Below are 25,393 nucleotides of genomic sequence, written 5' to 3' on the forward strand. Positions count from 1 at the left end.
GAAGGAGCGCGTTTTGATGTCCAAAGCGGATAATATGCTGTCGATCCTGTGGATGCTTCGCTCGGGCAAAAAGATGACCGCGCAGCAAATCGCCGATGAGCTGGAAATCCATGTTCGAACGGTGTACCGCTGCATCGATTCGTTATGCGCCAGCGGCGCGCCCATTATCGCCGATTCCGGGCCGAACGGCGGCTTTCGGATTCTCGGACCGTTCGCCGAGTCCCCGCTGATGTTTGATGCGGAAGAGCAGAAGGCTTTGGTGCATGCCTCGATTTTTGCCAAAGAAACCGGCTATCCGTTCACGGACGCGCTGGAGCGGGCGATCGGCAAGCTGAAGCTTTATACGAACGAGGAGCAGCTTCATCAGATCGAACGGCACAGCAGCGGCATCGCGGTTTTGCAGCCTCCGGTCCATGACGGGCTTCGCCCGCTGCTGCAGACGCTGGAGAATGCTGCGGCACAGGGACAAACCCTGAAGATGACGTATTCGAAGGGCCGGGAAGGCGCCGGAACCGTCCGAGACTTCGATCCCTACGGCATTATCCATTGGAAAGGCCAATGGTATGCTGCGGGCTACTGCCGTCTGCGCCAAGAGATTCGCAATTTTCGCGTGGACCGGATCCTCGGTCTGGAGACGACAGATCTGGTCTTTGAGCGGCCCGTTGATTTTTCGGCCAAGGATGTCTTGCTTGGCAGTCTTCTCCCGGATCCACGCAGCACGGAACCCCTGGTCGATGTTGTCATCCAAGCCCACGAGCATGTTCTGAATGAATTGAGCCAGCATTGGTTGTTTGGGCATACCCTCGTATCGCGTCATGATGGCGAGGCTCGTTTCGGGCTGGACACGTCTTCGCTGAAGTCCTATGTGCCCTACTTCCTTCTCCCCTACGGCAAAGCTTTAACCATTATGGAGCCCGCTTCGCTCGTCCTGAAACTGTCCGAGATCACGACAAGCCTAGCACTCCATTACGAACGCATGTTAATCGGCATGACCAAAAAGGAAGGATGATACCCATGGAGAAATTTGCAATGTACGGGAAACTGATCGCCCATCCGGGCAAACGGGATGAACTTGCGGAGATCCTGCTTGAAGCAGCCGCGATGCTTCGCGATAACGAAGACTGTGAGCTTTATATCGTCAACGTCTCGGATAGCGATTCGAATGCCGTATGGGTCACGGAATTGTGGAGCAGCCAAGACGCGCATGCCGCTTCCTTGCAGGGAGCGGATACGTCCGAGCTGCTGCAGCGCGGGCGGGCGCTGATTGCCGGCGCAGAGCCGCTCAGGCTTAAACCGCTTGGTGGCAAAGGGTTTTAGGTAATTCCGGTTAGGAATAAAAGAGGCCGTTCCCGAATCGAAATTCAGGAGCAGCCTCTTTTTTGCTATATATTGTTACGATATTCCGAGGGGCTGTAGCCTACCTCTTTCCGAAACGTTTTCGAGAAATAGTTCGCCGATTCAAAGCCGGTGGCATCCGCAATTTCCTTGATGCTTAGAGACGTCGTCCTCAGCATGAGTTTGGCCTGCTCCATCCGTTTGAGGCTTAAATATTTTTGCGGCGTGATTCCGAAATGCCGTTTGAAATACTTAATAAAATAATTCGGGTGCAAATGCAGCGTTCCCGCCATCTGCTCCAGCGTAATTTCCTCATGCAGATGATTTTTGATGTACTGCTGCACTTTGTGGAGCCTGCCCATATCCTCCATTTTGTCCGCATGAATCTGCGGCTGCTGGTGTTCGAACACGCGGGAGAGAATGTCCAGCATTACTGACTTTTCCCTCAATCGCGCGGCGAGGGTATCGGAACGATGCGCATCGACGAGCTGCTGGAATAATGCCGGCATCTCCGCGTTCCCCGACAAATCGTAGCAATGGGGCACGTTCAGCCAGGAAAACACATCGGAATCGCCCACGGTCGCCGAGAAGTGAGACCAGTATTTAAGATAGGGGCGGCCGCTGATGACAGAGTAGGATTGCCGCGTCCGTGCCGGCATCAGAACCAATTGACCCGGTACGGGATACAGCTCCTCATCGCCGATCTTCACCCACCCTTCCCCATCCAGGATAAAATAGAGCTTGTTGTACGACACGGTGTAGTCGAATTCCTTCCATTCCGGCCAGCACTGCGTTCTTTCGGCCTCCCAGATCTGAACCTGCATGTTCAGGAGCATCTGCTGAATGGCTTCATGTTCATTTCGTTCATTCTTCATCTTCGATTATCCTCTAAAGTTATTATAATACCCATCGGAGTTAAGTAATTATCTATTCATACTAACACATTCTTGTTAAAATCAAACTCGACAATTCCAAGAATCGGAGGTTTGAATCCATGACAACGACTACCACTCCAACCAATCAAGTCATCCATGATCGAAACCAGCGCGTGCAATGGTTCCAGAACGACCGTTTCGGCATGTTCATTCACTGGGGGCTTTACTCCATCCCGGCCCGAGGCGAATGGCTCCGAAGCACGGAACAAATGAGCATCGAGGACTATCAGGCCTATTTCGATGAATTTGATCCCGTTGACTATAATCCTCGGGAGTGGGCCAAAGCGGCCAAGAAAGCAGGCATGAAATATGCGGTGCTGACGGCCAAGCATCATGACGGATTCTGTTTGTTCGACAGCAAGCTGACGGAATATAAGTCAACGAATACCAAAGCCGGCCGGGATCTCGTACAGGAGTTTCTGGAAGCTTTCCGTGAAGAAGGCCTTAAAGTCGGCCTCTATTTCTCGCTGATCGACTGGTATCATGAGGACTACCCGGCTTATGGAGACCGGATTCATCCGATGCGGGCGAACGAAGACTTCAAGCGCGATCCGAAAAACTTCGACCGATACCTGGATTACATGCATGGACAAGTGCGTGAGCTGCTCACAGGCTACGGCAAACTCGATATCATGTGGTTTGACTTCTCTTATGATAACATGCGCGGCGAGGTGTGGCGCGCCACCGAGCTGATGAAAATGATCCGCGAGCTTCAGCCGCACATTCTTATCGACAACCGGCTGGAGGGAAGCGGCGAGAGCGGCGGCAGCATCTATACCACCGATCCGTCCGTATACAGCGGCGACTTCGCGTCGCCGGAACAGATCATTCCGCCGCACGGGGTTGTGGACCAGACAGGTGCCCCGATTCCATGGGAAGCCTGTATTACGCTGAACAACAACTGGGGTTATGCCGCAGCTGACCGCAATTACAAATCGGCAACCACCATCATCCGCAAGCTGGTGGAATGCGTCAGCAAGAACGGCAACATGCTGTTGAACGTCGGTCCTGACGCGAAAGGCTCCATCCCGAAGGAGAGCCTCGACGTGCTGGAGGAAATCGGCGACTGGATGAGCAAGAACGGAGACAGCATCTATGGCTGCGCGGCTGCCGATTATCCGAAACCGGAGTGGGGTCGTTATACCCAAAAAGGCAATACGCTCTATGCCCACGTCTTTGAGGAGTCCATCGGACCAATCAATCTCATCGGCATGGCCGACAAGGTGAAGAAGGCCCGGCTGCTCGCGGACGGATACGAATTGTTCCTCAGCCGCCCATGGAGCGCGGCCGAATTCGTCGAAGACGCATTCGTGAACTTCGCGCGTCCTGAACACTTCACCTATCCGCTCCCCGACAAACGCAATACCGTCATTGAACTGGAGCTTTATGACGAATCGGATCGTTCGTAACGATAAGATCGCTTATACATGAACTAATCCCTATAAGAGCCTGACTCGATGTTTTGTTACATCGCGTCAGGCTTTTTTATGTCCGGACGCCTCGTCCTCCCAAGATCATCATGCCGTTTTCAAAACGCAAAAAAATCGTATTGCACAATAACTGTTTATGCAATATACTAATTATCAATTAAACTGTTTATATAATACACAATTATTTAAAGGAGATGTTCGGCTCATGATTAACTATGCTGTTGAAATTCGTCAGCTTCGCAAAAGCTTTGGGCACCAGACCGTGCTGGACGGGATCGACCTGAGCGTGCCGCAAGGAAACGTATTTGCTCTTCTCGGTCCTAATGGGGCCGGCAAAACAACCTTGATTCACATCCTGTCCACGTTGGTGACGCCCGATGCCGGGAGCGTGATGATCAACGGGTTCGATCTCCGCGATCACAAGCAGGAAGTTCAGCAGTCCATCAGTCTGACCGGCCAGTTCGCGGCCGTTGACGAAGTGCTGACCGCCGAAGAAAACCTCAGGATGATATGCAGGCTGTCGGGTCTATCCGCTGCGGAAGCCGGGCGGAGAACCGCCGAGCTGTTGGAGCACTTCGATCTGGCGGCCGCGGCGGCCAAGCGCGTGAAGACGTATTCCGGCGGGATGAAGAGACGGCTTGATCTGGCGATCAGCCTTGTCGTACCGCGGCCCGTGTTGTTCCTCGATGAACCGACCACAGGACTTGATACGCGCAGCCGCCGTGCGCTGTGGGATATCATCCTGCAATTGAAGAGCCAAGGCATCACTATCCTGCTGACCACGCAGTATTTGGAGGAAGCCGACCAGCTTGCGGACCGGATTGCGGTTCTGGATGGGGGACGAATCGTGGCTGAAGGTAGTCCGGCCGAGCTGAAGACCCGGGTCGGTGGTGAAATGCTGGAGCTTCGCGACGCACGTGACGAAGTGATCCACAGGATTCCGACAAGCGGCAGCATCGGCGACGTCGCACATACGCTTCAGGAGTTCATACGCTTGCTCCCGAATGAGACGCGCGTAAGTCTTCACAGACCCAATATGGATGATGTATTCCTGTCGCTTACCGACAAGAAAATGGAGGGAATTGTATGATAAGAGCAACGGCTGCGAAAACAAAAACAACGTCCCTAGCAGTTACCCAGTCTGTCTTTATCGGCCGCAGCCTGCGTCACAGCATCCGCAACGCGGAGGCGATGATAACGGCAATGGTGCTGCCGATCATGCTGATGCTGCTGTTCACCTATGTATTTGGCGGTGCCCTCGATCCCAGCGGACAGTATGTTAACTACGTGGTTCCGGGGATCATCCTGCTATGCGCCGGCTTCGGATCGTCCAGCACGGCCGTCGACGTCTCCCAGGATATGACCAATGGCATCATTGACCGCTTCCGCACGATGCCCATTCAAAGCTTGAGTGTCATCACGGGGCATGTGGTCGCCAGCCTTGCCCGGAACATGCTTGCGACAGGCGTTGTTATCGCAGTGGCTCTGCTCGTTGGATTCAGGCCATCAGCAGGGCTTATGGATTGGATACTCGCCATCGGCTTGATCGCGCTCTTCATCTTTGCCTTTACCTGGCTCTACGCCGCTATCGGTCTCGTTGCAGGCAGTCCGGCAGCGGCCAGCAGTTATGGATTCATCCTGCTCTTTCTCCCTTACCTCTCCAGTGCTTTCGTTCCCACCGAGACAATGCCGGCTTGGCTGCAAGGGATCGCAAGCAACCAGCCGATTACGCCGGTCATCGAATCCATTCGCGGATTACTGACGGGAGGCTCCATCCAGGATCAGATCGGCTGGGCGATCGGATGGTGCCTGTTCATCCTGATCGGCTCGATGGTATGGAGCATGTGGACGTTTAAGAGGAAAGCCGGACGACGCTAAATACGGGTGGTTGCTTTACTAAGGGCGCACGAAGGATACTCCATCCGCTTCCAGAAGGCTGCCGTGTCCTTCCTATCTCATAGTCGGTCATTCCACCAGTACCCCCGTAACTAACGTTAATGAAAGTCCGGCCGGAACGATACCAACCAACCGGGCGCTGAACAAGTCGGGCTTGGTCCGACTCAATCAGCAAAAAAAAAACGATCCTCATGAGGATCGTTTTTTTGCTCGGCTGTTGCTGCACTTTTTGGATCGACCAAGCCCCGTAACTTGGCCGACATCATGGCTTGTCCGGTGGTTCCTGTTGTTTCTTGGCTTGAAAATATTGCTCGATACCATCCAAAATGCGTTCTAACCCGAAATCAATGTCATTGCCTATCGGATTCACTTCCTCGCTGTCTTCCGTATAGACCCCCGACATCACAACCGGGTACAGGAACGGAAACCGATCCGGCTTCATAAGCTGTTTCAGCGCTTCCGTATAATCAAGTCCACTAAACTGTTCCGGGGTGGAGCCTGCCTGTATGGCGCGGTCCATATCCCGCTGCATCATGCCGCTCGTTCTGGCATAATTGCTTAACAAGAGAATCAAGGACATCCGCTCATAATCATTCAGCGGAAGATCCTTCATGAACCGCAGACCCCAATCGATAAATCGCAGATTGTTCGGCGTAATGGGAATACCCGTAATCGGAATATCTCCGAACCAGGGGTGATCCCGGAATACCTGCATCGTCGATTTGACGTAGACCCGCATATTCTCGCGCCAGTCAGCAGAATCTTCCGCCGGAATGGGAATATCGCACGCGGCGTTCTGCATCAGCACCAAAAGGTCGTCCTTGCTGGATATGTACCGGTACAGCGACATGGCGGTAAAACCCAAAGTGGACGCAATTCGATTCATGGAGACAGCTGAAAGCCCTTCTTTATCGGCGATGTCGATGGCCGTATCTACAATCTGGGAAAGGCTCATCTCCCGTTTCGGTCCCCGCTGCGGCGGCTTAACCAATCCCCAGCTGAGAGCCGCCCCTCTGGGCAGCTTGGATCCAATATCCGGATCTATCGTCTCATCGTTAGACATGATCATGTTTCCTTTCTGCATCCTTGCATCTGATAATAATTGTTTATATTATAAACAGTATAACATATCTCATCATCCATAGGTAAAGAGGGCGAATCAGGGTCTTTGCAGAGAGCTGCCGGCTTCGCCGCCCTGTGCTCAATCATGCTAAAGATGCGTCAAAATGTGGACCAGCTTGCCGAACGGATCGCGGACAAAAAAGCGCGTACTCCCCAAGGCTCATGAACAGGCCCATATTCAATGCGAAAGCCTCCCCGCCTCATGCCCTCCAGCACGGTCTCTATATCGTCCACTTCGATCGACAAATCCGGTACCGGCGTGCCGCCGCCCCCCTCGGAAGCAAAGCTGATCTGAACGCTCATCTTCTCCTGCGAGCCATAAGTGGTGATCCAGCCGTGATCCATGATTTTATCCAGTCCCAACACATCTTGATAAAACGTTTTGGCTGCGGCGGCATCCTTCGTATCGATATTCGCAACGATTCGTTTAACTCCCGCCTTGTCCTCCTCCATTCATCATGCTAAAGATTCAAGGTATCTAACGCTATACGCGCTCTCACGCAACTGCACATCTAAAGTATAACAAATCCTTCCATCATAAAAAGCTGTTGAGATTGAACTCAACAGCTGATTCGTTAGCTCCCTGATGCAGTTGGCCTAATGATGATTTCATTCACAGCCCGAATCGGCTCACCGCCAAGTCGCGGCGATCGGATACGAACAGCAAAACGGAAGGGATTCGCCAGTCAAACATAAAAAAACGGCATTTCTGCCGTTTTTTTATGTCAGGCATCAAGCCGCCCTGCCTTTTATTCGCATGCTATCCTTTCGTTCCGCCCTGCAGCCCGAAGCCCTTGGACATAAACTGCTGGGATAGAATGTACATGATGATCGCCGGGATGGCGTACAGCACCGAGAAGGCCGCGAGGCTGCCGTAGTCGACCATGCCGTACTGCCCGAAGAACTGGTACAGCTTCAGGGATGCCGGGAACTTCTCGGGCGATTGCAGCAAGATATACGGAACGAAGAAATTGCCCCAGCTGCCCGAGAATGTAAAGATGGCCACCGTGCATATCCCCGGAACCATCAGCGGCGCCACCACCTTGCGGATCCCCGTAAACACCGAGGCCCCGTCCACCCATGCGGCTTCCTCCAGATCGCTCGGCACGGAATCCATGAAATTCTTCATCATCCATATCCCGTACGGCATGGACGACGCTACATAGAACAAGATGACGCCCAGGATGTTGTCATACAGCTTTAACCCCAGGAACAACTGATAGACAGGGACCATAACGGCCGTAATCGGCAGCGAGGTCATGAACAGAATGGTCAGCATGAAGGGCTTCTTATATTTCATCTGATAACGGGATAACGGGTAAGCCGCTAGCAGCGCCAGCAGGACAACCAATACGGCTTGGCCAAGCGACATCACCAGGCCGATCAGATAAGCGCGCTGGTTCTCGCTGCTTGTAATCACCTCTACGTAATTGGCGCCGGTAATCTTGCTGGGCACTTTCAGGGATTGCATTGCATTCGGATCGACGGAAGCTACAAGCACCCAGAGCAGCGGCAGCACGAAGCAAATGCCGATCCCCGCAAGAATCGCATACGGCAGAATTCGATAGACTAATTTACGTTGTTTGGCATTCATATGATTTCACCCCTGGTTACTCTTTCATCGACCTGATATACAGGAGGCTTAACACAATCCCGATCAACAGCAGCAGCAGCGAAATAGCGGTTCCATAGCCTAATTGATAGTTCACAAACGCCTGGTTGTACATAAAGATCGGCAGGGTCGTCGTGGAGTTGCCCGGACCGCCACCGGTCATCGCATAGATGAGCCCGAACACCCCGAGCGTCTGCAAAGTAACCAGCATCATGTTCGTGGTAATGGTGCTTTTGATGTAAGGGATGATGATGCGAGTGAAGATTTTCCACTTGGAGGCTCCATCCACTACCGCCGCTTCCTCGATTTCGTTCGGCACGTCATCCAGCGCGGCTTGAAATACCAGCATCGAGAAGGCCGTGCCGTGCCAAATATTCGCAAGAATGATCGTCAGCATCGGGACGGTAAACAGCCAGGTCACTTCCGAAAATCCGAAAAATGTGATAATCGCATTCAGCGTGCCTTCATCCCCGAAGAAGCTGTACAGACAAAGGGCGCACACGATCTCGGGCGTTACCCAGCCCGCAAGCACAATCGTTCCAATCACGCGCCGAAACGTCTTGTTCCTCTGCTTCATCAGCAGCGCAATCAGAAATCCCAGCACCTGCTGCCCGATCACCGCCGAACCGATAAGAAATACCAGCGTGTTCCAGATACTGATCCGAACCGTGGGGTCCTGGAACATCCGGGTATAGTTGTCAAGGCCGATAAACTTGAGTTCCCTCGCCGCTTCCCCGGTCAACGCCAGATTGGTGAAGGAATAGAAGAACGTTAACAGGATGGGATATATAAAAAACACGAGCATAATCGCGATTGAAGGCAGCAAAAAAAAGAGCCAGGTATACGTTTTTCTTCGTTTCGGGTAAACGTCCACGGACAGACTGCTCATGTGTGGTTCTCCTTCCATACGGATGATCTGAAAAACCGCTTGCCCAAGTCTCCGCGATGACAGGAGCGCTTGAGCAAGCCGGTTTGCTTATAGCAGGTTATTTCTCCACGATATGATCCGCTCCAACAATGCGGGTAACGTCCTGCGCATATTTATTCATGGCATCCGCAGGCGACGTTCCCGTTGCTACGGATTCCACCATCGTCTGGATCTGCGTCGACACTTCCGGATACTTTTCCTGTGCCGGTCTAAACTCTGCGTTCTGCAGGTATTCGGTCGCGATTTCGTTAAACGGCATTTTCGTATATTCCGGATCCTTGGCAACATCGGCACGCACCGTAATATTGCCGGAGGACATGACGAGCTTCTGGGTATTTTCCTTGCCTAGCGCATACTTGATAAATTCCCATGCCTCGTCTTTATTCTTGGAATTGCTTGGAATCGACAGCGCCCAGCCTCCGGCCAGCGTGATCGAGCCGGGCTCCTGTCCTTGGCTGGTCGGCATCGGCGCAAAGCCGAGCACGTCCTTATATTCAGGCCATGGCGCCGCGCCGGTTTCCATATAGTTGCCCGTGATCCAGGAGCCATCCAGCGAAATCGCCAGCTTGCCCTGCGGCAGGTATTCGCGGGAAGCCGTGTTGCCTGCCTGGCCGTTCAATACTTTGGAGAGCGGCGGTCCCAGCTTCTCTTTGTTGACCGTTTCCACAAAAGTCAGCGCGTCCAGAATGCCCTGGCTTTTCGTAATCCATTTGCCGCTGGCATCGTCATACAGCCTTTCGCCCGTTCCGTAGAGCAGCATCTCGTAGGTTTGCATGGAGGTTGCTTCGCCTGTAGCCTTGCCCATGTTCATCCAGATCGGTACAACGTCGGGCGCCTTCTCCTTGATCGTTCGCGCAGCGTTTAAGACCTCCTCCCAATTCTTAGGCTGCCAATCCTCCGGAAGACCCGCTTGTTTGAAAATATCCTTGTTATACCAAAGGCCCCTGGAATCCGTGTTATACGGCACGCCGTATACCTTGCCATCGCTGGCAGTGACCCCCTTCTTCATCGCTTCGATGAAGGAGCCGTTGCCCCAGTCTTCCCATTCCGCCAATTTATCTTCGAGCGGCTCCAGATAGCCCGCGCTGGCATCCGAGTTCAAGATGAAGGTATCTTCCGTCACGATATCGGGCGCCGTATCTTTGGATTTCAGTGCCAGAGCCACCTTGGCAAAATAATCCCCTTCCGATGCCTGAATCGGTGTCGGCTTAATCTCTACGCTTTTGTCAGGGTAACTGGCCGACACTTCCTTGAGCCATTTATAGAACGCTCCGTTCTCGCCGATCCCGTCATCCCGAAACGTAACGGTAATGATTTTCTTGGCCGTCTCTCCGTCCTTTCCCGGCTCCGGATTGCCGGTATCGGCCGGCGTTTCCTTGCCCCCGGCACAACCGAACAACAAAGAAACGCTTAATAAAGCCGTCGTTACTAGCCAAATCCCCCTCTTGCCTGACTTCATACGGATCCCTCCTTTTGGCTGAACACATTGAATATATGATCCAAATTTTGGATACGCTTACGAGAGCGTATATTCAACTCTATTTAGTAAATAGCGTAGATATGCTAATTACCATATATAGTAAAAACAAGTATACAGATCCCTCTATATCTTCATTCCTTCAATTTTAGGTCTTTACTTTTGCCGAAAACGCCAATATATTTGTATGTACAAACAATTATTTGGTGAATTTACATGGATCCAAACGTCAGAACAACAGATAAAACTGGAGGTAACCTACCCATGAGTGATCGCTTGATTTTTTTGCTGGCTCTATTTTCAGTGACAGGCTCGGGCCTCATAGCCGGCCTGTTCTTCGCCTTCTCCTCCTTCATGATGACCGCTTTATCCCGGATTCCGAACGAACAGGGGATTAACGCCATGCAGTCCATCAATGCAACCATACTCAACCCCACGTTCGGCGCACTGTTTACAGGTACCGCCCTAACCAGTATCGTTCTTGCGGTCCTATCCATCCTCCGCTGGGGAGAACCGGGATCCGTCTACTTGCTGGCCGCCAGTCTGCTGTATCTGACGGGATTCATCGTAACGATGGCCTTCAATGTCCCGCTCAATGACGCGCTGGCTGCCGTTGATCCTGCGAGCAGCGCAGGAAGCGAGATCTGGAATGCCTACCTAAGTAAATGGACGGCCTGGAACCATGTACGGACGGTCACCTCCATAGGGGCCATGATCCTGTTTGTTTTTGCCTTACGGCATATCCCTTAAGACTGGATTACCCTGAAAACTAGATTTAAGGGCTGCCTGTTCAAACTTTCTAACACATAACCCATACCAACTCTACCGATTCTTCATTAGATATACTATCAATCTAGTAAGGGCGGTGGAGATGATGGGGATTTCCACGACAGGTCAGTGGAATCACACATGCCAACTTGACACTTCAGCCAAGCCGCGTCGCAACATCGGATGGATATCAAGCAATTGGAGCGGATACTCTATCACTGGAAAAAAAGGAGCTTTCAAACGGGTCTCCGCCAAATGGAACGTGCCGTTTGTTCGGCCAAGCCGCGGGACGTCCTACTCCTCGGCCTGGATCGGCATTGACGGATTCAGCAACAGCAAATTGATACAGACCGGAACGGGTCATGATTGGATAGACGGCAAGGCTTATTATTATGCTTGGTGGGAGATTCTCCCGGCCTCGGTTACGATCATTCCGCTGCCCATTCAGCCGGGTGACCGCATGCATGCCAGCATCATCAAGTGCAGCGGGTCAAACTGGCTGATCTGCCTTCGCAACGTATCCCGGAACTGGACCTTTCGAACATTGCAGCGGTACGGCGGTCCGCAGACCTCGGCGGAATGGATCGTCGAAGCGCCGCAAATCAATGGGGCGCTTGCCACGATGGCACGATTGTCCCCCGTTGTCTTCTCCTGCTGCCGCGTCAATGGGAAACGCCCCAAACTCACGGCGGATGATGGGGGCATTATGCTTCAGAATTCAACCGTTACCTCCATTCCTTCCAATCCGAACCGGGCAGGAGACGGTTTCGTTGTCAAAGGCGTTCATCAATAAGAGCCTGGCGCCTTAATGCCCATCAACCAGCAACAGCCGCTGCACGCCGGAAAAGTCCGGCATGCAGCGGCTGTTGCTTTATCATATACCGTAAACCGGTTTTCCCTTATACAGCACGGCATGGCGGCGGGACCGCCTGGCAACGGCTTCTGCGGAGCAGCTGGCTTCCACAATCACCGCATCCGCCGTATCCCCGACGTTTGGCCACGCATAGCGGCCGTCCTGGTCTAGCGGCGTCACGCCTCCCGTAATAAACCCGAGAGCCTGTCCGAGCGAACGCTCATCGCTCATATGGAAGCGTTCGGCCAGCGTACCCGCCTTGTCCAGATTATCCCCTTTGCCGAACGGGGACCAATGGTCCATAATGCTGTCTTGCCCAAGCGAAATGTTTACGCCGCGGCGATGCAGCTGCGGGATCGGGATGGTTCGGCCAAGCGGTACGGAGGAGGTGATGGAAATACCCAAGTCCGCTAACCGAATCGCCACTTCATCCACCTCGCTTGGTGAGACGTCCGCGAAAGCGAGGGCATGGCTGAGCGTGACTCTTCCGTTCCACCCCGCCTCTTCCGTAAGATCAGCTACCCGTTTAAAGGCATTCAATCCGATCTGGGACGACTCATGCAGGTGCAGGTCAATGCCGGCGTTGGCTTCCACCGCCAGCTCCATCACGGTGTTCAGCGATTTCTCCATATCCTCGTCCACCGTCGTGGGATCCAGCCCGCCTACCAGCGCGGCTCCGTTCCGGAGCGCTTCCCTGACCAGGGACACGGACTGGCTGCGAAGCAAGCCGTGCTGAGGAAAAGCAACGATCTCCACAAAAGCTTTTTCCTTATATCCTTCAGCCGCCTGCAAGGTGGCTTCCAAATTTTTCAGACCGACGACGGGATCCACATTGCAGTGGGAGCGGACGTGGGTAGAACCGTAACGCAGCAGCAGATCCAGCAGTCCCTCCGCTCGCTCCTTGGCGGTGGGAAGAAGCTCGGGAAGCAGCCTCTCTTCCTCCTCGATCCGGCTGAAAATTCCGTGAGCCGGACGAAGCGGTGCCTTCCATGGGCCTCCATAATAGGTTTTGTCCAGGTGGATATGCATATCTCTAAAAGAAGGTAGCATCAGCTTCCCCTTCATATCCCATGTCGGCAGCAGCGTATCCGGCAAAGCCTCCGCGGGACGAATCTCAGAAAAAGCCCCATTCTCTATCTTCACATGAAAAATTCCCGTTTCGGTTCCGGTCACGACGTCCTCCTCGTAGCGGTAACCCGTTTCCAGTCGGACATGCAGCAGCCAGTATGCCTTGCTTTGTTCGTTCATATAACCTTCATCCCCTTCTCGCTTATATCCGCCTTCTTTTCGATACTCCTTAGTTCGCAGCCCCCATTAAGATGCGTTCGATTTCTTGATATCCTCGCTCCCGGGCGTGCTGCAGGGGAGTTACGCCGTTCCCGTCCGGAAGCTCAGGGTCTGCCCCATGATCCAGCAGCAGCTTCACGATACGCTGATAGTTCTCGCTGCCGTCACCCAGAATGACAGCCTCCAGCAGCGCGGTCCAGTTCAAATTATTAATATGGTTCACATCGACGCTGGTCCGGGTCAGCAGCTCCTGCACAATCTCCACATGACCGCGGTCGGAGGCCGGTATAAGAGCCGTACCGCCAAAACGGTTCGTGAGCGTCACATCCGCATCGGCATCAATGGCCAGCCTCAGGATGTCCAGCATTCCTTCAGCACCGGCATACAAAAACACATTATTCAGTTGGTGATCCCGAATATTGATATCGGCGCCAGCCTGAATCAAGGCGTCTACCGTATCGACATGATTGCGGTAGGTTGCCGCCATCACCGCCGTTCTTCCCTGTTCATCCGTCGCATCGATGTTAGCGCCGGCTTGAAGAAGCTGTCGTACTTGCTCCGTATTCCCTTGCTCGGCGGATTCAATGAGTTGACGATCCATATTCTTCTTCACCTCGTGTTTCTCCGAATTTGGTTGACAGGCCGACAGGAAAAGGATCAATAGCATAGCTGTTATACGCAGCACCCGATACTCCCCCCTCTTTCTATCGTATATATGGGTATGCTACCATGAGACAGAACCATATGAAAAATACTTAAAAAATTGAATTTATGAAGGTTTTTCATATACAAGGAGGTTTGCATAAGCATATGGATATCAGGCAGCTCCGCTATTTTATTGCCATCGTGGAGGAAGGCACCATCTCGCTCGCCGCCAACCGGCTTCATATATCCCAGCCGCCGCTCAGTCAGCAGCTGAAAGCCATGGAGGAAGAACTCGGATCGGTCTTGGTATATCGAAGAGGGAAGCGGCTGGAAATCACCGAATCGGGGAAAGCGCTCTACAAATACGCGCTCCAAATGACCCAGCTCATGGAAGAGGCTAAAGCTGAAGTGAAAGAGGTCGGGAACGGAGATAAAGGAACGCTGAGCCTTGGCATCAATACCCTGTCTTCGGTAGAGCTGCCGTCATGGCTCCATGAGTTCAGGGCAAGATATCCCCAAGTCTCGTATAAAATTCAGCAAAACGAGTCGTATCAGCTCTGTGAGCTCGTGCGAAACCGGTCGCTCGAAGTAGCGATCGTTCGCCTGCCGCTTGAATTGGACGATTTCTCGATCCTTCATCTGCAGTCGGAGCCTTTTTACATGCTCACCTCGGAGCCATCCATCGAACAGGAGACGACCCTCTCCCATATCGCGCAGCATCCGCTTATTCTGCCAAGCACGGAAGGGCTGGGCGTGTATTATACGATCCAGATGGCTTTCTCGGAGCAGAAGCTGCAGACGAACATCGTAGCCGAATGCTCCGACATTTCGCTGCTGCTGCGCTTGGTCGCTTCGGGGTTCGGCGTGGCGATCGTTCCCGAGACCCTGATCAAACAGCAGCTGCCCGCAGCGGTGCATGCCTTCAAAATCAAGGACACCCCGGCTGCGGCCTCCACGGCCTTAATCTGGCTGAAGGATCACCATGTCTCCAGAACGGCGCTGAACTTCATTGACCTGTTGGCTAGCACCTTATAGATTTGCGAACCTCATCGGATGTCCAGCAGCAAAAAGAGGACAGAGCTAATGAAGCTCCGTCCTCCAATCGGGTGCCGTTTATTTCGTGCGATACAACGAGCCTGCGACCCCCTCCCGCTCCTGCTTCTGTCCTTGGGAGTGAAGATACAGCTCTTCGTAATACCCATGGGAATCCAGCAGTTCCTCATGGGTCCCTTGCTCCACGATTCGGCCTCTGCTCATGACCAAGATTCGGTCCGCCCCCATGATGGTGGATAAGCGGTGGGCAATGACAAGGGTCGTCCGCCCCTCGGCAACGAGCTGCAGCGCATTCTGGATGAGCTGCTCCGTGTGCGAATCCAGGTTGGCGGTCGCTTCGTCCAGAATGAGAATTTTGGGCTGGAACACGATGATTCGCGCGAAGGAGATCAGCTGCCGCTCGCCGGCGGACAAGCCGCTGCCCCGCTCCGACAGCCGGGTGTCATATCCCTCCTTCATCCTCCTGATGATTGAATCCGCGCCGATAAAGCGGCAAGCCTCGATCACCCGTTCCCTGGCTATGTCCTCATCGAACAGCCGCACATTGTCCAGCACCGTTCCGGAGTAGAGATAGGGCTCCTGCTGCACAAGGCCCACGATCCGATGCAGATCGGACTGCGCCAGCTCCCGGATGTCGATTCCATCAATCCGAATGCTCCCTTCGTTCACGTCGTAGAAACGGCACAGCAGGCTAATGAGCGAGCTTTTTCCCGCGCCGGTGGTTCCGACGATCCCGATCATTTCCCCGGGTTGGATATGAAGATCCAAATCCCGAATGACCGGAGCCCCGCCTTCGTAACCGAACGTGACCCGATCAAAGTCGACGCGGCCCTGAACCTTCGCCTTCTCCATGGCCGCCGGCATGCGTCGATCCGTAACCTCAGGCTGAATCGCGAGCAGGCTCCATATCCGGTTAATCGCCACCGTCGCCGATTGCAGCGTGTTCCACTGCTGGGTGATCGTATTGATCGGCTGGAAGAATAAACGGATATACGTAATAAAAGCATAAAGCACGCCGAACTCCAGCGTCGTCCCCAGAACGGCTTGCCCGCCGAGCCACGTCACGAACGCAATCGCCAGGTTGTTCAATATCTCGTAGGAGCGGTTAAACAGCACATTGGTCCGGATCTCCCGGATGTTGGCTTTGAAATAAGAGTCGTTCCGCTCCTCGAACTGCTTCTCCTGCTCCTTCTGCTGATGGAACACTTGGATCAGGTTCATGCCTGAGAGATTCTCCGCCACGAAAGCCACCAGCCGGGATAACCGCGTTCTCGCCATCTGATAGGTGTGGCGCATATACCGCCGGAACGCAATCGCGATCCCTGCAATGATCGGCAGCAGGATGAGGCAGTATAAGGTCAGCGTGACGTCCAGCTGGAACATCATCACCAGGATAAAGATCAGCGTGAAGCCGTCACGGAACAGGCTGAGCAGCACCTGGTTAAAAAACTGGTTGATCGCTTCGGTATCGCTGGATACATGCGTAATCAAGCTGCCGCTCGGCACCTTGTCGAAATACGACATCGACAGCCTCGAGATATGGGCAAACAGCCGTTTGCGAATGCTCGCTACAATGCTCTGCCCCGCTTTTTGGAGCAAATTATTTTGCAGATACGTAAACATCATGCTGAGCAGCGATAACGAAAAATAGATGCCGCAGATGATCATCAGGCTCTTGTAATCGTTCTTGCCGACCATCAGATTATCGTCGATCGCGATTTTCATCAGGTACGGCTGCAGCAGCTCTGCCGAGATGGCAATCAAGGTGCAGCCGATAAACCCGGCAAAGGTCAGCCGGTGTTCCTTCATATAACCCGACAAAGCCCGGAACGTGGATATATACTTTGGCTTGGACTGAGGGGCGTTCAAATCCGCCTTCTGATCCAGCTGCCAATTGTTAATGGCCTGTGCCATGAAACTTCATCCCCTCTTCCTGAATGTCATGCAGCGTCCGGTACAGTCCGTCCGTAGACAGCAGTTCTTCATGCGTACCCCGCTGGACAATCTCTCCCTGATCCAGGACGATGATCTCATCGGCATGCTTCAATGCACTAATCCGGTGGGCAATGATGATCGTGGTCTTCCCCTGGCGGATATCGCGAATCGTCTCCATGATTTCCGTCTCCGTCACCGCATCGACGGCGCTTACGCTGTCGTCCAGAATGAGGATGGGCGCATCCTTGATAATTCCCCTCGCCAGGCTTGTCCGCTGCCGTTGTCCGCCGGAAAGGGTAATGCCGCGCTCCCCTAAGCGGGTCTCGAACTTGTCCGGAAACTCCGCTATGTTGTCATACACCCGTGCCTTTCGTGCCGCTTCCTCGACGACGGCCGGTTCCGTGTCCCTTCTATAGAAAGCAATATTCTCGCGGATGGTCGAGCTGAACAGGAAGCCGTCCTGGGGAACGTAAGCGATTCCTTCGCGCAGGCTTTTTAATGTAAGCTTCCGAATGTCCTCGCCGCCGATCAGCACCTTCCCCGGAGGCGGGTCGAAGGTGCGCAGCAGCAGCTTCATCAGCGTGGTTTTTCCGCTTCCCGTACGACCGATAATGCCCAGCGTCGCGCCGGGCGGAACGCTCAGCCGAATGCCGCGCAGCACCTGCCTGGAACCTCCTTCATGGCCGTCCAAAGCATCGTAGGAAAAAGATAAATCCCGCACCTCAATCCCTGGATACTCCAGATTCAGCTCCTTGGCGCCAGGCAGTTCCTTAATGTCGGCCTGCTTATCCAGCAGATCGTTCAAGCGGTCAAGCGAGGCCCTCGCTCTCTGGACGACATTAATGACATTCCCGATCTGCTGCAGAGGGTTCATCAGCATGCGAATGTAAAGCGTCAATGCGACAAAGTTACCGACCGAGATGCGTCCCATGATCGTTAAGTAACCGCCGAATGAGAGGGCGATAATAAGGGAGGATGCGCCTAGAAACGGAATGATCGATTGAAAGAGCGACGACACGCGCACCAGCCGCAGCTGCTTGTCCCGGATGCTGTCCACCGTCGTCCCGAAGCGCCGTTTCATCGTCTCTTCCACCGCAAACTTCTTCGTGACGCGGATCCCGCCAAACTGCTCCTCCGCCGATTCCGTCATCACGCCGAGCGCTTCCTGAACCTGAAGCGATCTTCTCCTGATGATCGGCCCGAGCCAGACGACGATGATCGGTATCAGCAGCAAAGGAACGATGCTTGCGGCCACCAGATACAGCGGAACATTCGTTATCAGCAGCATGACAATCGTGGAGACCAGCAGGATCGAGGCGTTTGCCGTCTGATTGATCCCCATCGAGATCGCTTCCCTTACCGTCGTCACGTCGTTCATGAAATAACTCAGCAGCTTGCCGACGCCGTTCTTGGAATAAAACCGCTCGCTGAGCCCCGTAAAATGGACAAACAGCCGGCGCCGGTTCATAAATTCGAAATAACGTCCCGTGTACATGACCAGAAACTGGCCGATCCCGCCGATGACGGCAAAACCGACGCCGATACCCAGCAGCGTCCAGCTGTACTGCACAACGCCGCCGACCGACAATAAACCATCTTTCAATTCATCCGTGAAATTGCCCAGCACCCTCGGGAAATTCACGTGGATGATGTTGGCTGCCAAGTGGCAGCAAATCGACAATACGTAAAATGGCCACGTCTTCCTGAAAAAGTCTCCAAGTATTCGATGAGAGTCCAATGTCCCATATCACTTCCTGTCCTGTTATTGGATTATTCAGTCCGTTACGTTCCTCCTTCCGTACGTTTGCTGTGATGCTCCCATATTAATAGTTTCTAGATATAAAGGAGTCCTCCTTCCTAAACCGCCTGATGTTTTATTTAAATTTAGACATAACATCGATCAAGGTCATCGGAGTCCAATAAACTAAAGAAAAAGCCGCGCACATGGGCCGCGGCTCTGGATAACGATATTCTTACGTATGGCACTGCCCTGATCCGGTTTACGCCGGGCCGGCCAACCACGCCGCGGGCTCGCCGGAATAGGTCAGCAGCAGCTTATGCATCGCCCGGGTACAGGCAATGTAGAGCAAACTTCGATCCATCTCGGTACGATAGTTTGCGGCGCCCGCAAAAGGAACGATAACCTGGTCGAATTCCAGCCCTTTGGCCATATGGGCGAAGGTGATCGTGATTCCCTCCTGAAAGCGGTCGCTGCTAAAATCGAGCAGGTTCACATTGTCCGTTAACCCTTTGACCGACTCGTACACCTGCCGGGCTTGCGATGACGTTTTGCATATGATCCCCATCGTCTGCATCCCGGAATTCGGAAAGTTTCGGGTGTGTTCTTGAATGAACGCCAGCTCCTGCGCCGCATCATGACGCCGGATCAGCAGCGGTTCTTCACCATGCCGCTCCACGGGTATCATGGTGCTGCGCGGATGGATCCGCTTTGCAAGCTTCATGATTTCCAGCGTGGAACGATAGCTTTTTACCAGCTCGATCGTATCGGCTTGAGGAAACACGCGCTGGATATCGGGCAGCGAGGTTGAAGTATACACGTTGACCGATTGGTTGCTGTCGCCGAGAATCGTCTTTTTGCAAGCAAACCATTTGGAGATGACGGCATACTGAATCGGAGTATAATCCTGCATTTCATCGACCAGCAGATGCTTTACCATATCGAAGGAGGCACTCCCTTCCAGATACATCTTGAGGTAAATCAGCGGAAAAACGTCAGCGTATTCGATCGTTCTCCTCCCCTTCATGATGAACAGATCCGGTATGTTCCGATATGAGAAGAATGCCTTGTACAGGCTTAACGCATTTTGATATTTGAACATTTTTCGGATCGCGGCTTTGACTTTATTGGCTTCCGCCGAAGTCAGCCTCTCGCCGTCCTCCGTACGGGCCTGCCCCGACAGGACCGAGGCGGTCTTCTCCAATCGCTGCCTGACCGGCAAACTCATGGTGCCCAGGTATTTATCCATAACCTCCGAGGCCGGTATGAGCACCCCCTTCATCTGAATATCCGTTGGCTGGAAAAATTGCTGATCACCATATTCCAGATAAGCATCCAGCTCATGCACAAAATCCAAACCGGCCTTATACCGGATCCGTTCGATGGCCTGCTCGTCATGGGCGTGCACGATTTCGTCCACCTGTTCGGAGAAGGTCTGGAACTGGCATAATCCTCCCAACTCTTTGGCAGCAAGCTCCTCCATCGTGACCTCCATGATTTTCTCTTCGCCAAGCTCCGGCAGCACGCTCGATATATAATCGGAGAACACTTTATGCGGGGATATGATTAGCACGTTGCTGGAAGTCAAGGTTTCCTTATGGCGATACAGGAGAAAGGCCACCCTGTGCAGGGCCACCGAGGTTTTGCCCGAGCCTGCCGCTCCCTGAATGATCAGCTCATGCGCGGTTTCGTTTCGGATGATGGCATTTTGCTCCTGCTGGATGGTAGCCACGATATTCTTCATCTTCTCGTCCGAGTTGCTGCTGAGCTCCTTCTGCAGCACGTCGTCATTGATGTTCATGGAGCTCTCGATCATATATTCCATTTGGCCGTCTTTGATTTTATACTGCCTTTTGACGGTAATTTCGCCCTGCAGCCTCCCCATGGGCGCTTCATACGACGCAGGACCGGCATTGTAATCATAAAACAGGCTGGCAACCGGCGAGCGCCAATCATAGATGAGATGCTCCTGACTCTCCGGGTTCGTGAACGAATGGGTGCCGATATAGTAGGCGCCTTCTTCTTCCTTCGGTTCATTCGTACGAAAATCCACCCTCCCAAAATAAGGCGAGGCAAGCAGCTTGCGCATCCTCTGCAGCCTGGCCGCCTGTTTCTCTCCGGTATCGATCGACAAAGAAATATCAACCCGGTTGGCCGCACGCTCCGCCGCATCCAATTGGGCCATGTTGACCCACAGGTATTTCTTGGCTTCAATGATATCCTTATACGAATCGGACACCTTCCCCTCTAATTCCTCCGATGCCCGTTGAAGCTCCTTTAATACCAATGCAAGATATTCCTGCTCTGCGTTTTCGTTTGGATTCAGCACTCCGATTTCCCCCTCTTCGCTAAAGAATAGCTCTAAGTATAGGGGTTTCCCGAAAAAAATATAGACTTATACTTTCCGTTGTAGTATTGTGTATTTATCGTGGGTCCAAAAATAGCGATACGATGGACATAGACTGCAAATGACGTACCATAGATAAAAACCAGGCTGCATGCTCATGCAGGCCTGGTTTTTTTGTGCTTGTTACCGCTCGTTTTTCGTCTGGTACAGATAAAGCGTAAGCGGGGCAAATATCCCCATAAACAGCACGCAGACTCCGATTCCGGTCATGATCTCGGCCATGCCTGCCGTACCGCTCATCAGCGCCCTGACCGTGGTAGCCGCCATACTGACGGGATTCAGATCGATGAGGGTCGCTGTCCATTTCGGCATCGTCGACGAATCCACCAGAATGCTGCTGGCGAACAGCAGCGGATATATCGCGATCATGCTGGACCCCGACACCGTCTCCGGCCGCTTGGCCACGACGCCGACCAGCGCAAATATCCAGCTGACGCTGAAGGCAAACAACAGGATGAAGGCTATGGCGCACAACACCTGAATGGCACTGCCTTCGGGGCGGAAACCCAGCGCCACGCCCGTACCGAGGGCAGCAGTAACGCCGGCCGCATAACGCAGCCCATCCGTAAGGATGGAGCCAATCACGGATGCGGGCTGCCAGAAGGGCAGCGTTCGGAAACGATTGTACACCCCTTTGGTAATATCCGAGCATATCGTGGTTCCGCTGTACACGGTCATGGGAACGACCGTCAGGATCAGGATGCCGGGCAAGAGGAATTGAATATAAGCCCCGGTTGACCCGGCCATGGCACCGCCGAACAGGTAACTGAAGATGAGCAGCAGCAGAACCGGCGACAGAACCGCATCCATCACCAGACCAAACCCGTTATGCTTGGTATGCTGCCAGGTTCTCCACATAAAGATTCGAATCGACGTCAGGATAGAGGGAGGATCGATGACCGCTCGCCGAACCGTCGGCAAGCCGTCCTTATTCGCTGTCGCTGTATGCTGGTTTGCACTCATGGAGCGCCTCCTTTCGACTTTGCGTCGGTCAGTGACAGAAAGACCTCATCCAGACTCGGCTCGCTTAAGGCAAAATAGTCAATGGCGAACCCGTTCTCCATCAGCGAATGGATGGCCTGATGGGCAGCAATCGCATCCTTCACCGGGATCTTATGTACCAACGGATGATCGTCATGCAATACGGTCAGGGCGTGCGCCTCGTATAACCACGTACCCAGTTTATCCCGATCGGCCAGCTCGTTGAATTGGACGGTTAACGTCCTGTCGCCAATCGAAGCCTTCAATTGCCGAGGCGTCCCTTCCGCTATCAAATTCCCCTTATCCATCACGGCAATCCGGTCCGCCAGTTGATCAGCTTCCTCCAAGTATTGGGTTGTGAGCAGCACCGTAGTCCCCCGTTTCAAGAGCGACCTTACAACATCCCACACTTGAACACGGCTTTGCGGGTCGAGGCCCGTCGTCGGCTCATCCAGAAAAATAACATCGGGCTCGGTAACGATACTGGCGGCAATATCCAGCCGCCTCCGCATCCCGCCGGAGTAATGCTGCACCGCGCGATCCTTCGCTTCGCTGAGTCCGAAGGCTTCGATCAGCTCCTCGCTTACGGACCGGGCCGCTTTTGCCGAATGACCGTAAAGCCTGGAGATCAGCTTTAAATTCTGAAGACCGGAGAGTCCTTCATCCAGTGCCGCAAACTGGCCTGTCAGGCTAATCCTTCTCCGAACGTTTCGGGCATTGCCCACGATATCAAATCCGGCTACGCTGGCGTACCCGCCATCCGGCTTTATCAGGGTGGATAACATATGGATGGTGGTTGTTTTTCCGGCGCCGTTCGGACCTAACAAGGCAAAGAGCTCTCCTTGTTCGACTCGCAGTTCGATTCCTCGAACGACCTCCGTTCCGTTAAAGGATTTACGAAGCCCTTTCGTTTCAATGGCGTAAGACAAGTATCACATTCCCTTCTCTTCCTTTATCATCGCGGTCTCCATCATCTTAAGAAGGCCCGCTCTTAAAAATCGTCCAGATGATCACGGACCCAATCGGCAAGCGTTGCTGCCGGCCGCCCCGTGACCTCCTCCACCGTCGGCAGTACCGTATAACCGATCTCGGGCGGATTTTTTCCCATTTGCACAAAAAACTCAATCGACTCTTCGTCGTAGCCCTGCTCTCTCCATTGCTCTCTCGCCTGTTCCTCGGTCAGTTCGACAAAACGGATCTCCTTGCCTGTTACCTCGCTTATGATCCGAACCGCTTCCGTTCGCGAGAGGGCCTCCGGTCCCGTAAGGAAATATTCTTGGCCATGGTGACCTTCCTCCAGAAGTGCGGCAACGGCCACGCGAGCGATATCGGCTTCATGGATTCTCGCACTCAACGCATGGCCGAACGGCTCGCGGACAACGCCTTCGTCACGGATCGATTCCTGCCAATCGGTCAGTATATTCGCCATAAACTCACCGGGCTTGAGCAGGGTCCATTCCATTCCGCTGTTTCGCAGAGCTGCTTCTACGGGACCTTCTTCATAGCCCACCAATACCGTGACCCGCTTTACGCCCGCCTTCTCGGCCAGCTCGATAATCCGCGGATCCGTCTGAAGGGTTCCGTAAGCCTCATCGCTGGAAATGATCAGATGCATCGCGGTTACGCTTTGCAGCGCGGGGATCAGACTATCCGGGTCATTGAGATTGCCGGCATACATCTGAACGTCCTCGGGCACTTTCGCCTGCTGCGGATGGCGTGAGATCGCTCTCACTTCGTTTCCTTGCAGCACAAGCTGCTGCACGATGTGTTTTCCAACGGTTCCGGTAGCGCCTGTTATTAAAATGGTCATATGGAAATCCTCCTTGTTCGTTGATTAAAGGTACGCGTATATTGGTTGCGTCATGGTTCGTAACGTTTACGGATGTCCTCCAGCTCTTTCAGCAGATCTTCCTTCAGTTCCGGCGGCGAGAGGATCTCCACCTTGGCACCGTAGCTTAGGATCACCGAGATTGCATACGCTTTGGTGTAGAAGATGGTTTGGACATCCAAGCATCCCTCGCTGGAGGCGCATGCATCCGGAAACTGCTCGATCACCCGCGGACCGGCGGACGGATCGAAACGAAGATGCGCCTCAATTCCCTGCATTTCCTCTTGCTCCTCCCGCTCCAGGCCCTCTCTTCGGAGGAACGTGTTCTCGGATATTTCAAGACCGGTTATGCGAGATACCCTGAAAATTCGCTTCGACTGCTGGAGCAAGCAGTAAGCCTCCAAATACCAGACGCCTTGTTCCCAGTACAGCTGCAGCGGCTCCACTTGCCGCTCTGAGCGGCTGCCGGATGCGCTGGTATAATGAAGGGTTATCAGGTTCGAGCTTTCAATGGCTTTCAACATTTGCCGGACCCATGTCCGCTCATGTTCCGACGTGCTCATCTCGACTATGATTTGTTCATGACATCCTCCGTTCAACAGGGCAGGCTGCAGGGTTCCGAGCTTATTCATGATCGCTGTATATCTCCCTTTCACAGTCCCTTCGATGCCCTTTAAGAGATGATAGATAGCCAAAAAGTCATCCACGGAGAAGTGCTGCCTCGTCAGGTAGAACCCGCTCATCAGTTCAAACCCGCCATCCGCACCGGGATAGGAAGCGATTGGAATGCCGGCCTGATTGATGAGGTCCACATCGCGGTAAATCGTGCGAACCGAAACCTCGTACCTAGCCGCCAGCGCCGTGGCGGTCACTCTTTTTTTAGTCAATAACTCCATCGTAATGCCAAGCAGCCGGTCCAGCTTCATCGTTTACACTCCTTGCGTTTCGTCCTTTTTGACTTCTGAATCGAATGTTAAACCATAAATCCTGACATCTAGCATGTCAGGATTAAATTACGTTCCCGTTGAAATAGGGATTAATTTTATGAAAAGCAGCAGATGAGGCGGGACAACAAAAAAGCTCCGTATCACGGAGCTTCCTGCATAGATTATATCATATTCAGACGGTCTCACTGCTGCTGAAGCCATCGGATGGCAGCAAGT

At 53.4% G+C, this 25,393-nt stretch carries 22 protein-coding genes and 1 pseudogene; 8 read left to right on the plus strand and 15 right to left on the minus strand.

Annotated features, from left to right (window positions below; genetic code table 11):
- Window positions 1-16: 16 nt before the first annotated feature.
- Both MHI43_RS23885 and MHI43_RS23890 read left to right on the plus strand, forming a co-directional pair.
- Window positions 17-1,009 (plus strand): YafY family protein, encoded by a 993-nt coding sequence (locus MHI43_RS23885; RefSeq protein WP_036660101.1) that lies wholly within the window; start codon window positions 17-19, stop codon window positions 1,007-1,009.
- Window positions 1,010-1,014: 5 nt separating this feature from the next.
- A complete protein-coding gene (locus MHI43_RS23890) occupies window positions 1,015-1,317 on the plus strand; it encodes an antibiotic biosynthesis monooxygenase (protein WP_036660099.1) in 303 nt (100 codons plus the stop codon).
- Window positions 1,318-1,382: 65 nt separating this feature from the next.
- Here the strand turns inward: MHI43_RS23890 and MHI43_RS23895 are convergent, their stop codons facing one another.
- Window positions 1,383-2,210 (minus strand): AraC family transcriptional regulator, encoded by an 828-nt coding sequence (locus MHI43_RS23895; protein WP_015736793.1) that lies wholly within the window; start codon window positions 2,208-2,210, stop codon window positions 1,383-1,385.
- 119 nt (window positions 2,211-2,329) lie between these two features.
- On the opposite strand from MHI43_RS23895, the gene MHI43_RS23900 reads away from it, so the two are divergent.
- The 3 genes from MHI43_RS23900 to MHI43_RS23910 all read left to right on the plus strand — a co-directional run bounded on the left by MHI43_RS23900 (window position 2,330) and on the right by MHI43_RS23910 (window position 5,578).
- Window positions 2,330-3,679 (plus strand): alpha-L-fucosidase, encoded by a 1,350-nt coding sequence (locus MHI43_RS23900; RefSeq protein WP_036660097.1) that lies wholly within the window; start codon window positions 2,330-2,332, stop codon window positions 3,677-3,679.
- A gap of 226 nt (window positions 3,680-3,905) precedes the next feature.
- A complete protein-coding gene (locus tag MHI43_RS23905) occupies window positions 3,906-4,790 on the plus strand; it encodes an ATP-binding cassette domain-containing protein (protein WP_036660096.1) in 885 nt (294 codons plus the stop codon).
- Window positions 4,787-5,578, plus strand: a complete 792-nt coding sequence (locus tag MHI43_RS23910; RefSeq protein WP_015736796.1) for an ABC transporter permease — start codon at window positions 4,787-4,789, stop codon at window positions 5,576-5,578. The genes MHI43_RS23905 and MHI43_RS23910 overlap by 4 nt, the downstream gene beginning before the upstream one ends.
- A 280-nt stretch (window positions 5,579-5,858) precedes the next feature.
- On the opposite strand, the gene MHI43_RS23915 is transcribed toward MHI43_RS23910, so the two are convergent.
- From MHI43_RS23915 to MHI43_RS23935, 5 genes and pseudogenes are all read right to left on the minus strand, one after another.
- Entirely contained in the window at window positions 5,859-6,659 is an 801-nt protein-coding gene (locus MHI43_RS23915) for a TetR/AcrR family transcriptional regulator (protein ID WP_036660269.1), read from the minus strand.
- A 147-nt stretch (window positions 6,660-6,806) separates the two neighbouring features.
- Window positions 6,807-7,171 (minus strand): annotated as a pseudogene (locus tag MHI43_RS23920) (VOC family protein).
- Window positions 7,172-7,478: 307 nt separating this feature from the next.
- Window positions 7,479-8,312: a carbohydrate ABC transporter permease gene (locus tag MHI43_RS23925; RefSeq protein ID WP_036660094.1), complete on the minus strand. Its 834-nt coding sequence runs from the start codon at window positions 8,310-8,312 to the stop codon at window positions 7,479-7,481.
- 16 nt (window positions 8,313-8,328) lie between these two features.
- Entirely contained in the window at window positions 8,329-9,219 is an 891-nt protein-coding gene (locus tag MHI43_RS23930; protein WP_009591023.1) for a sugar ABC transporter permease, read from the minus strand.
- Between the two features lie 97 nt (window positions 9,220-9,316).
- Window positions 9,317-10,717, minus strand: coding sequence for an ABC transporter substrate-binding protein (locus MHI43_RS23935; protein ID WP_036660093.1), 1,401 nt, complete (start codon window positions 10,715-10,717; stop codon window positions 9,317-9,319).
- A gap of 282 nt (window positions 10,718-10,999) precedes the next feature.
- Between MHI43_RS23935 and MHI43_RS23940 the strand changes: the two genes are divergently transcribed.
- Both MHI43_RS23940 and MHI43_RS23945 read left to right on the plus strand, forming a co-directional pair.
- Window positions 11,000-11,485 carry an anthrone oxygenase family protein gene (locus MHI43_RS23940; RefSeq protein ID WP_036660092.1) on the plus strand — a complete coding sequence of 162 codons (486 nt, stop codon included), beginning with the start codon at window positions 11,000-11,002 and terminating at the stop codon, window positions 11,483-11,485.
- A 124-nt stretch (window positions 11,486-11,609) separates the two neighbouring features.
- Window positions 11,610-12,296, plus strand: a complete 687-nt coding sequence (locus MHI43_RS23945; protein WP_036660090.1) for a G1 family glutamic endopeptidase — start codon at window positions 11,610-11,612, stop codon at window positions 12,294-12,296.
- Window positions 12,297-12,377: 81 nt separating this feature from the next.
- Here MHI43_RS23945 and MHI43_RS23950 read toward each other — a convergent pair whose 3' ends face one another.
- Both MHI43_RS23950 and MHI43_RS23955 read right to left on the minus strand, forming a co-directional pair.
- Window positions 12,378-13,604, minus strand: coding sequence for an amidohydrolase (locus MHI43_RS23950; protein WP_036660088.1), 1,227 nt, complete (start codon window positions 13,602-13,604; stop codon window positions 12,378-12,380).
- Between the two features lie 49 nt (window positions 13,605-13,653).
- Window positions 13,654-14,310, minus strand: a complete 657-nt coding sequence (locus MHI43_RS23955; protein ID WP_051425283.1) for an ankyrin repeat domain-containing protein — start codon at window positions 14,308-14,310, stop codon at window positions 13,654-13,656.
- Window positions 14,311-14,453: 143 nt separating this feature from the next.
- On the opposite strand from MHI43_RS23955, the gene MHI43_RS23960 reads away from it, so the two are divergent.
- Entirely contained in the window at window positions 14,454-15,323 is an 870-nt protein-coding gene (locus MHI43_RS23960) for a LysR family transcriptional regulator (protein ID WP_036660086.1), read from the plus strand.
- A gap of 78 nt (window positions 15,324-15,401) precedes the next feature.
- Here the strand turns inward: MHI43_RS23960 and MHI43_RS23965 are convergent, their stop codons facing one another.
- The 7 genes from MHI43_RS23965 to MHI43_RS23995 form a co-directional block, all read right to left on the minus strand.
- Entirely contained in the window at window positions 15,402-17,255 is a 1,854-nt protein-coding gene (locus MHI43_RS23965; RefSeq protein WP_036660085.1) for an ABC transporter ATP-binding protein, read from the minus strand.
- Window positions 17,239-19,014 carry an ABC transporter ATP-binding protein gene (locus MHI43_RS23970; RefSeq protein ID WP_036660083.1) on the minus strand — a complete coding sequence of 592 codons (1,776 nt, stop codon included), beginning with the start codon at window positions 19,012-19,014 and terminating at the stop codon, window positions 17,239-17,241. The genes MHI43_RS23965 and MHI43_RS23970 overlap by 17 nt, the downstream gene beginning before the upstream one ends.
- A gap of 262 nt (window positions 19,015-19,276) precedes the next feature.
- Window positions 19,277-21,343 (minus strand): UvrD-helicase domain-containing protein, encoded by a 2,067-nt coding sequence (locus MHI43_RS23975; protein ID WP_036660082.1) that lies wholly within the window; start codon window positions 21,341-21,343, stop codon window positions 19,277-19,279.
- 201 nt (window positions 21,344-21,544) lie between these two features.
- Window positions 21,545-22,384: an ABC transporter permease gene (locus MHI43_RS23980; RefSeq protein WP_036660081.1), complete on the minus strand. Its 840-nt coding sequence runs from the start codon at window positions 22,382-22,384 to the stop codon at window positions 21,545-21,547.
- Window positions 22,381-23,331 (minus strand): daunorubicin resistance protein DrrA family ABC transporter ATP-binding protein, encoded by a 951-nt coding sequence (locus MHI43_RS23985; protein WP_036660080.1) that lies wholly within the window; start codon window positions 23,329-23,331, stop codon window positions 22,381-22,383. The genes MHI43_RS23980 and MHI43_RS23985 overlap by 4 nt, the downstream gene beginning before the upstream one ends.
- A gap of 62 nt (window positions 23,332-23,393) precedes the next feature.
- Window positions 23,394-24,212: an NAD(P)H-binding protein gene (locus MHI43_RS23990; RefSeq protein ID WP_036660079.1), complete on the minus strand. Its 819-nt coding sequence runs from the start codon at window positions 24,210-24,212 to the stop codon at window positions 23,394-23,396.
- 50 nt (window positions 24,213-24,262) lie between these two features.
- The gene (locus MHI43_RS23995; RefSeq protein ID WP_015736810.1) at window positions 24,263-25,156 is read right to left on the minus strand and encodes a YafY family protein; all 894 of its coding nucleotides are present in this window, start codon (window positions 25,154-25,156) and stop codon (window positions 24,263-24,265) included.
- Window positions 25,157-25,393: the final 237 nt, after the last annotated feature.

The organism is Paenibacillus sp. FSL H8-0457 (assembly GCF_038051935.1).
In the GTDB taxonomy this organism is placed as follows: Bacteria; Bacillota; Bacilli; order Paenibacillales; family Paenibacillaceae; genus Paenibacillus_AQ; species Paenibacillus_AQ lautus_A.

Bases quoted from the DNA above. Each gene is read 5' to 3' on its own strand.
- MHI43_RS23885 (WP_036660101.1), top strand. From the start codon at position 17: ATGTCCAAAGCGGATAATATGCTGTCGATCCTGTGGATGCTTCGCTCG.
- MHI43_RS23890 (WP_036660099.1), top strand. From the start codon at position 1,015: ATGGAGAAATTTGCAATGTACGGGAAACTGATCGCCCATCCGGGCAAA.
- MHI43_RS23895 (WP_015736793.1), bottom strand. From the start codon at position 2,210: ATGAAGAATGAACGAAATGAACATGAAGCCATTCAGCAGATGCTCCTG.
- MHI43_RS23900 (WP_036660097.1), top strand. From the start codon at position 2,330: ATGACAACGACTACCACTCCAACCAATCAAGTCATCCATGATCGAAAC.
- MHI43_RS23905 (WP_036660096.1), top strand. From the start codon at position 3,906: ATGATTAACTATGCTGTTGAAATTCGTCAGCTTCGCAAAAGCTTTGGG.
- MHI43_RS23910 (WP_015736796.1), top strand. From the start codon at position 4,787: ATGATAAGAGCAACGGCTGCGAAAACAAAAACAACGTCCCTAGCAGTT.
- MHI43_RS23915 (WP_036660269.1), bottom strand. From the start codon at position 6,659: ATGTCTAACGATGAGACGATAGATCCGGATATTGGATCCAAGCTGCCC.
- MHI43_RS23925 (WP_036660094.1), bottom strand. From the start codon at position 8,312: ATGAATGCCAAACAACGTAAATTAGTCTATCGAATTCTGCCGTATGCG.
- MHI43_RS23930 (WP_009591023.1), bottom strand. From the start codon at position 9,219: ATGAGCAGTCTGTCCGTGGACGTTTACCCGAAACGAAGAAAAACGTAT.
- MHI43_RS23935 (WP_036660093.1), bottom strand. From the start codon at position 10,717: ATGAAGTCAGGCAAGAGGGGGATTTGGCTAGTAACGACGGCTTTATTA.
- MHI43_RS23940 (WP_036660092.1), top strand. From the start codon at position 11,000: ATGAGTGATCGCTTGATTTTTTTGCTGGCTCTATTTTCAGTGACAGGC.
- MHI43_RS23945 (WP_036660090.1), top strand. From the start codon at position 11,610: ATGGGGATTTCCACGACAGGTCAGTGGAATCACACATGCCAACTTGAC.
- MHI43_RS23950 (WP_036660088.1), bottom strand. From the start codon at position 13,604: ATGAACGAACAAAGCAAGGCATACTGGCTGCTGCATGTCCGACTGGAA.
- MHI43_RS23955 (WP_051425283.1), bottom strand. From the start codon at position 14,310: ATGCTATTGATCCTTTTCCTGTCGGCCTGTCAACCAAATTCGGAGAAA.
- MHI43_RS23960 (WP_036660086.1), top strand. From the start codon at position 14,454: ATGGATATCAGGCAGCTCCGCTATTTTATTGCCATCGTGGAGGAAGGC.
- MHI43_RS23965 (WP_036660085.1), bottom strand. From the start codon at position 17,255: ATGGCACAGGCCATTAACAATTGGCAGCTGGATCAGAAGGCGGATTTG.
- MHI43_RS23980 (WP_036660081.1), bottom strand. From the start codon at position 22,384: ATGAGTGCAAACCAGCATACAGCGACAGCGAATAAGGACGGCTTGCCG.
- MHI43_RS23990 (WP_036660079.1), bottom strand. From the start codon at position 24,212: ATGACCATTTTAATAACAGGCGCTACCGGAACCGTTGGAAAACACATC.
- MHI43_RS23995 (WP_015736810.1), bottom strand. From the start codon at position 25,156: ATGAAGCTGGACCGGCTGCTTGGCATTACGATGGAGTTATTGACTAAA.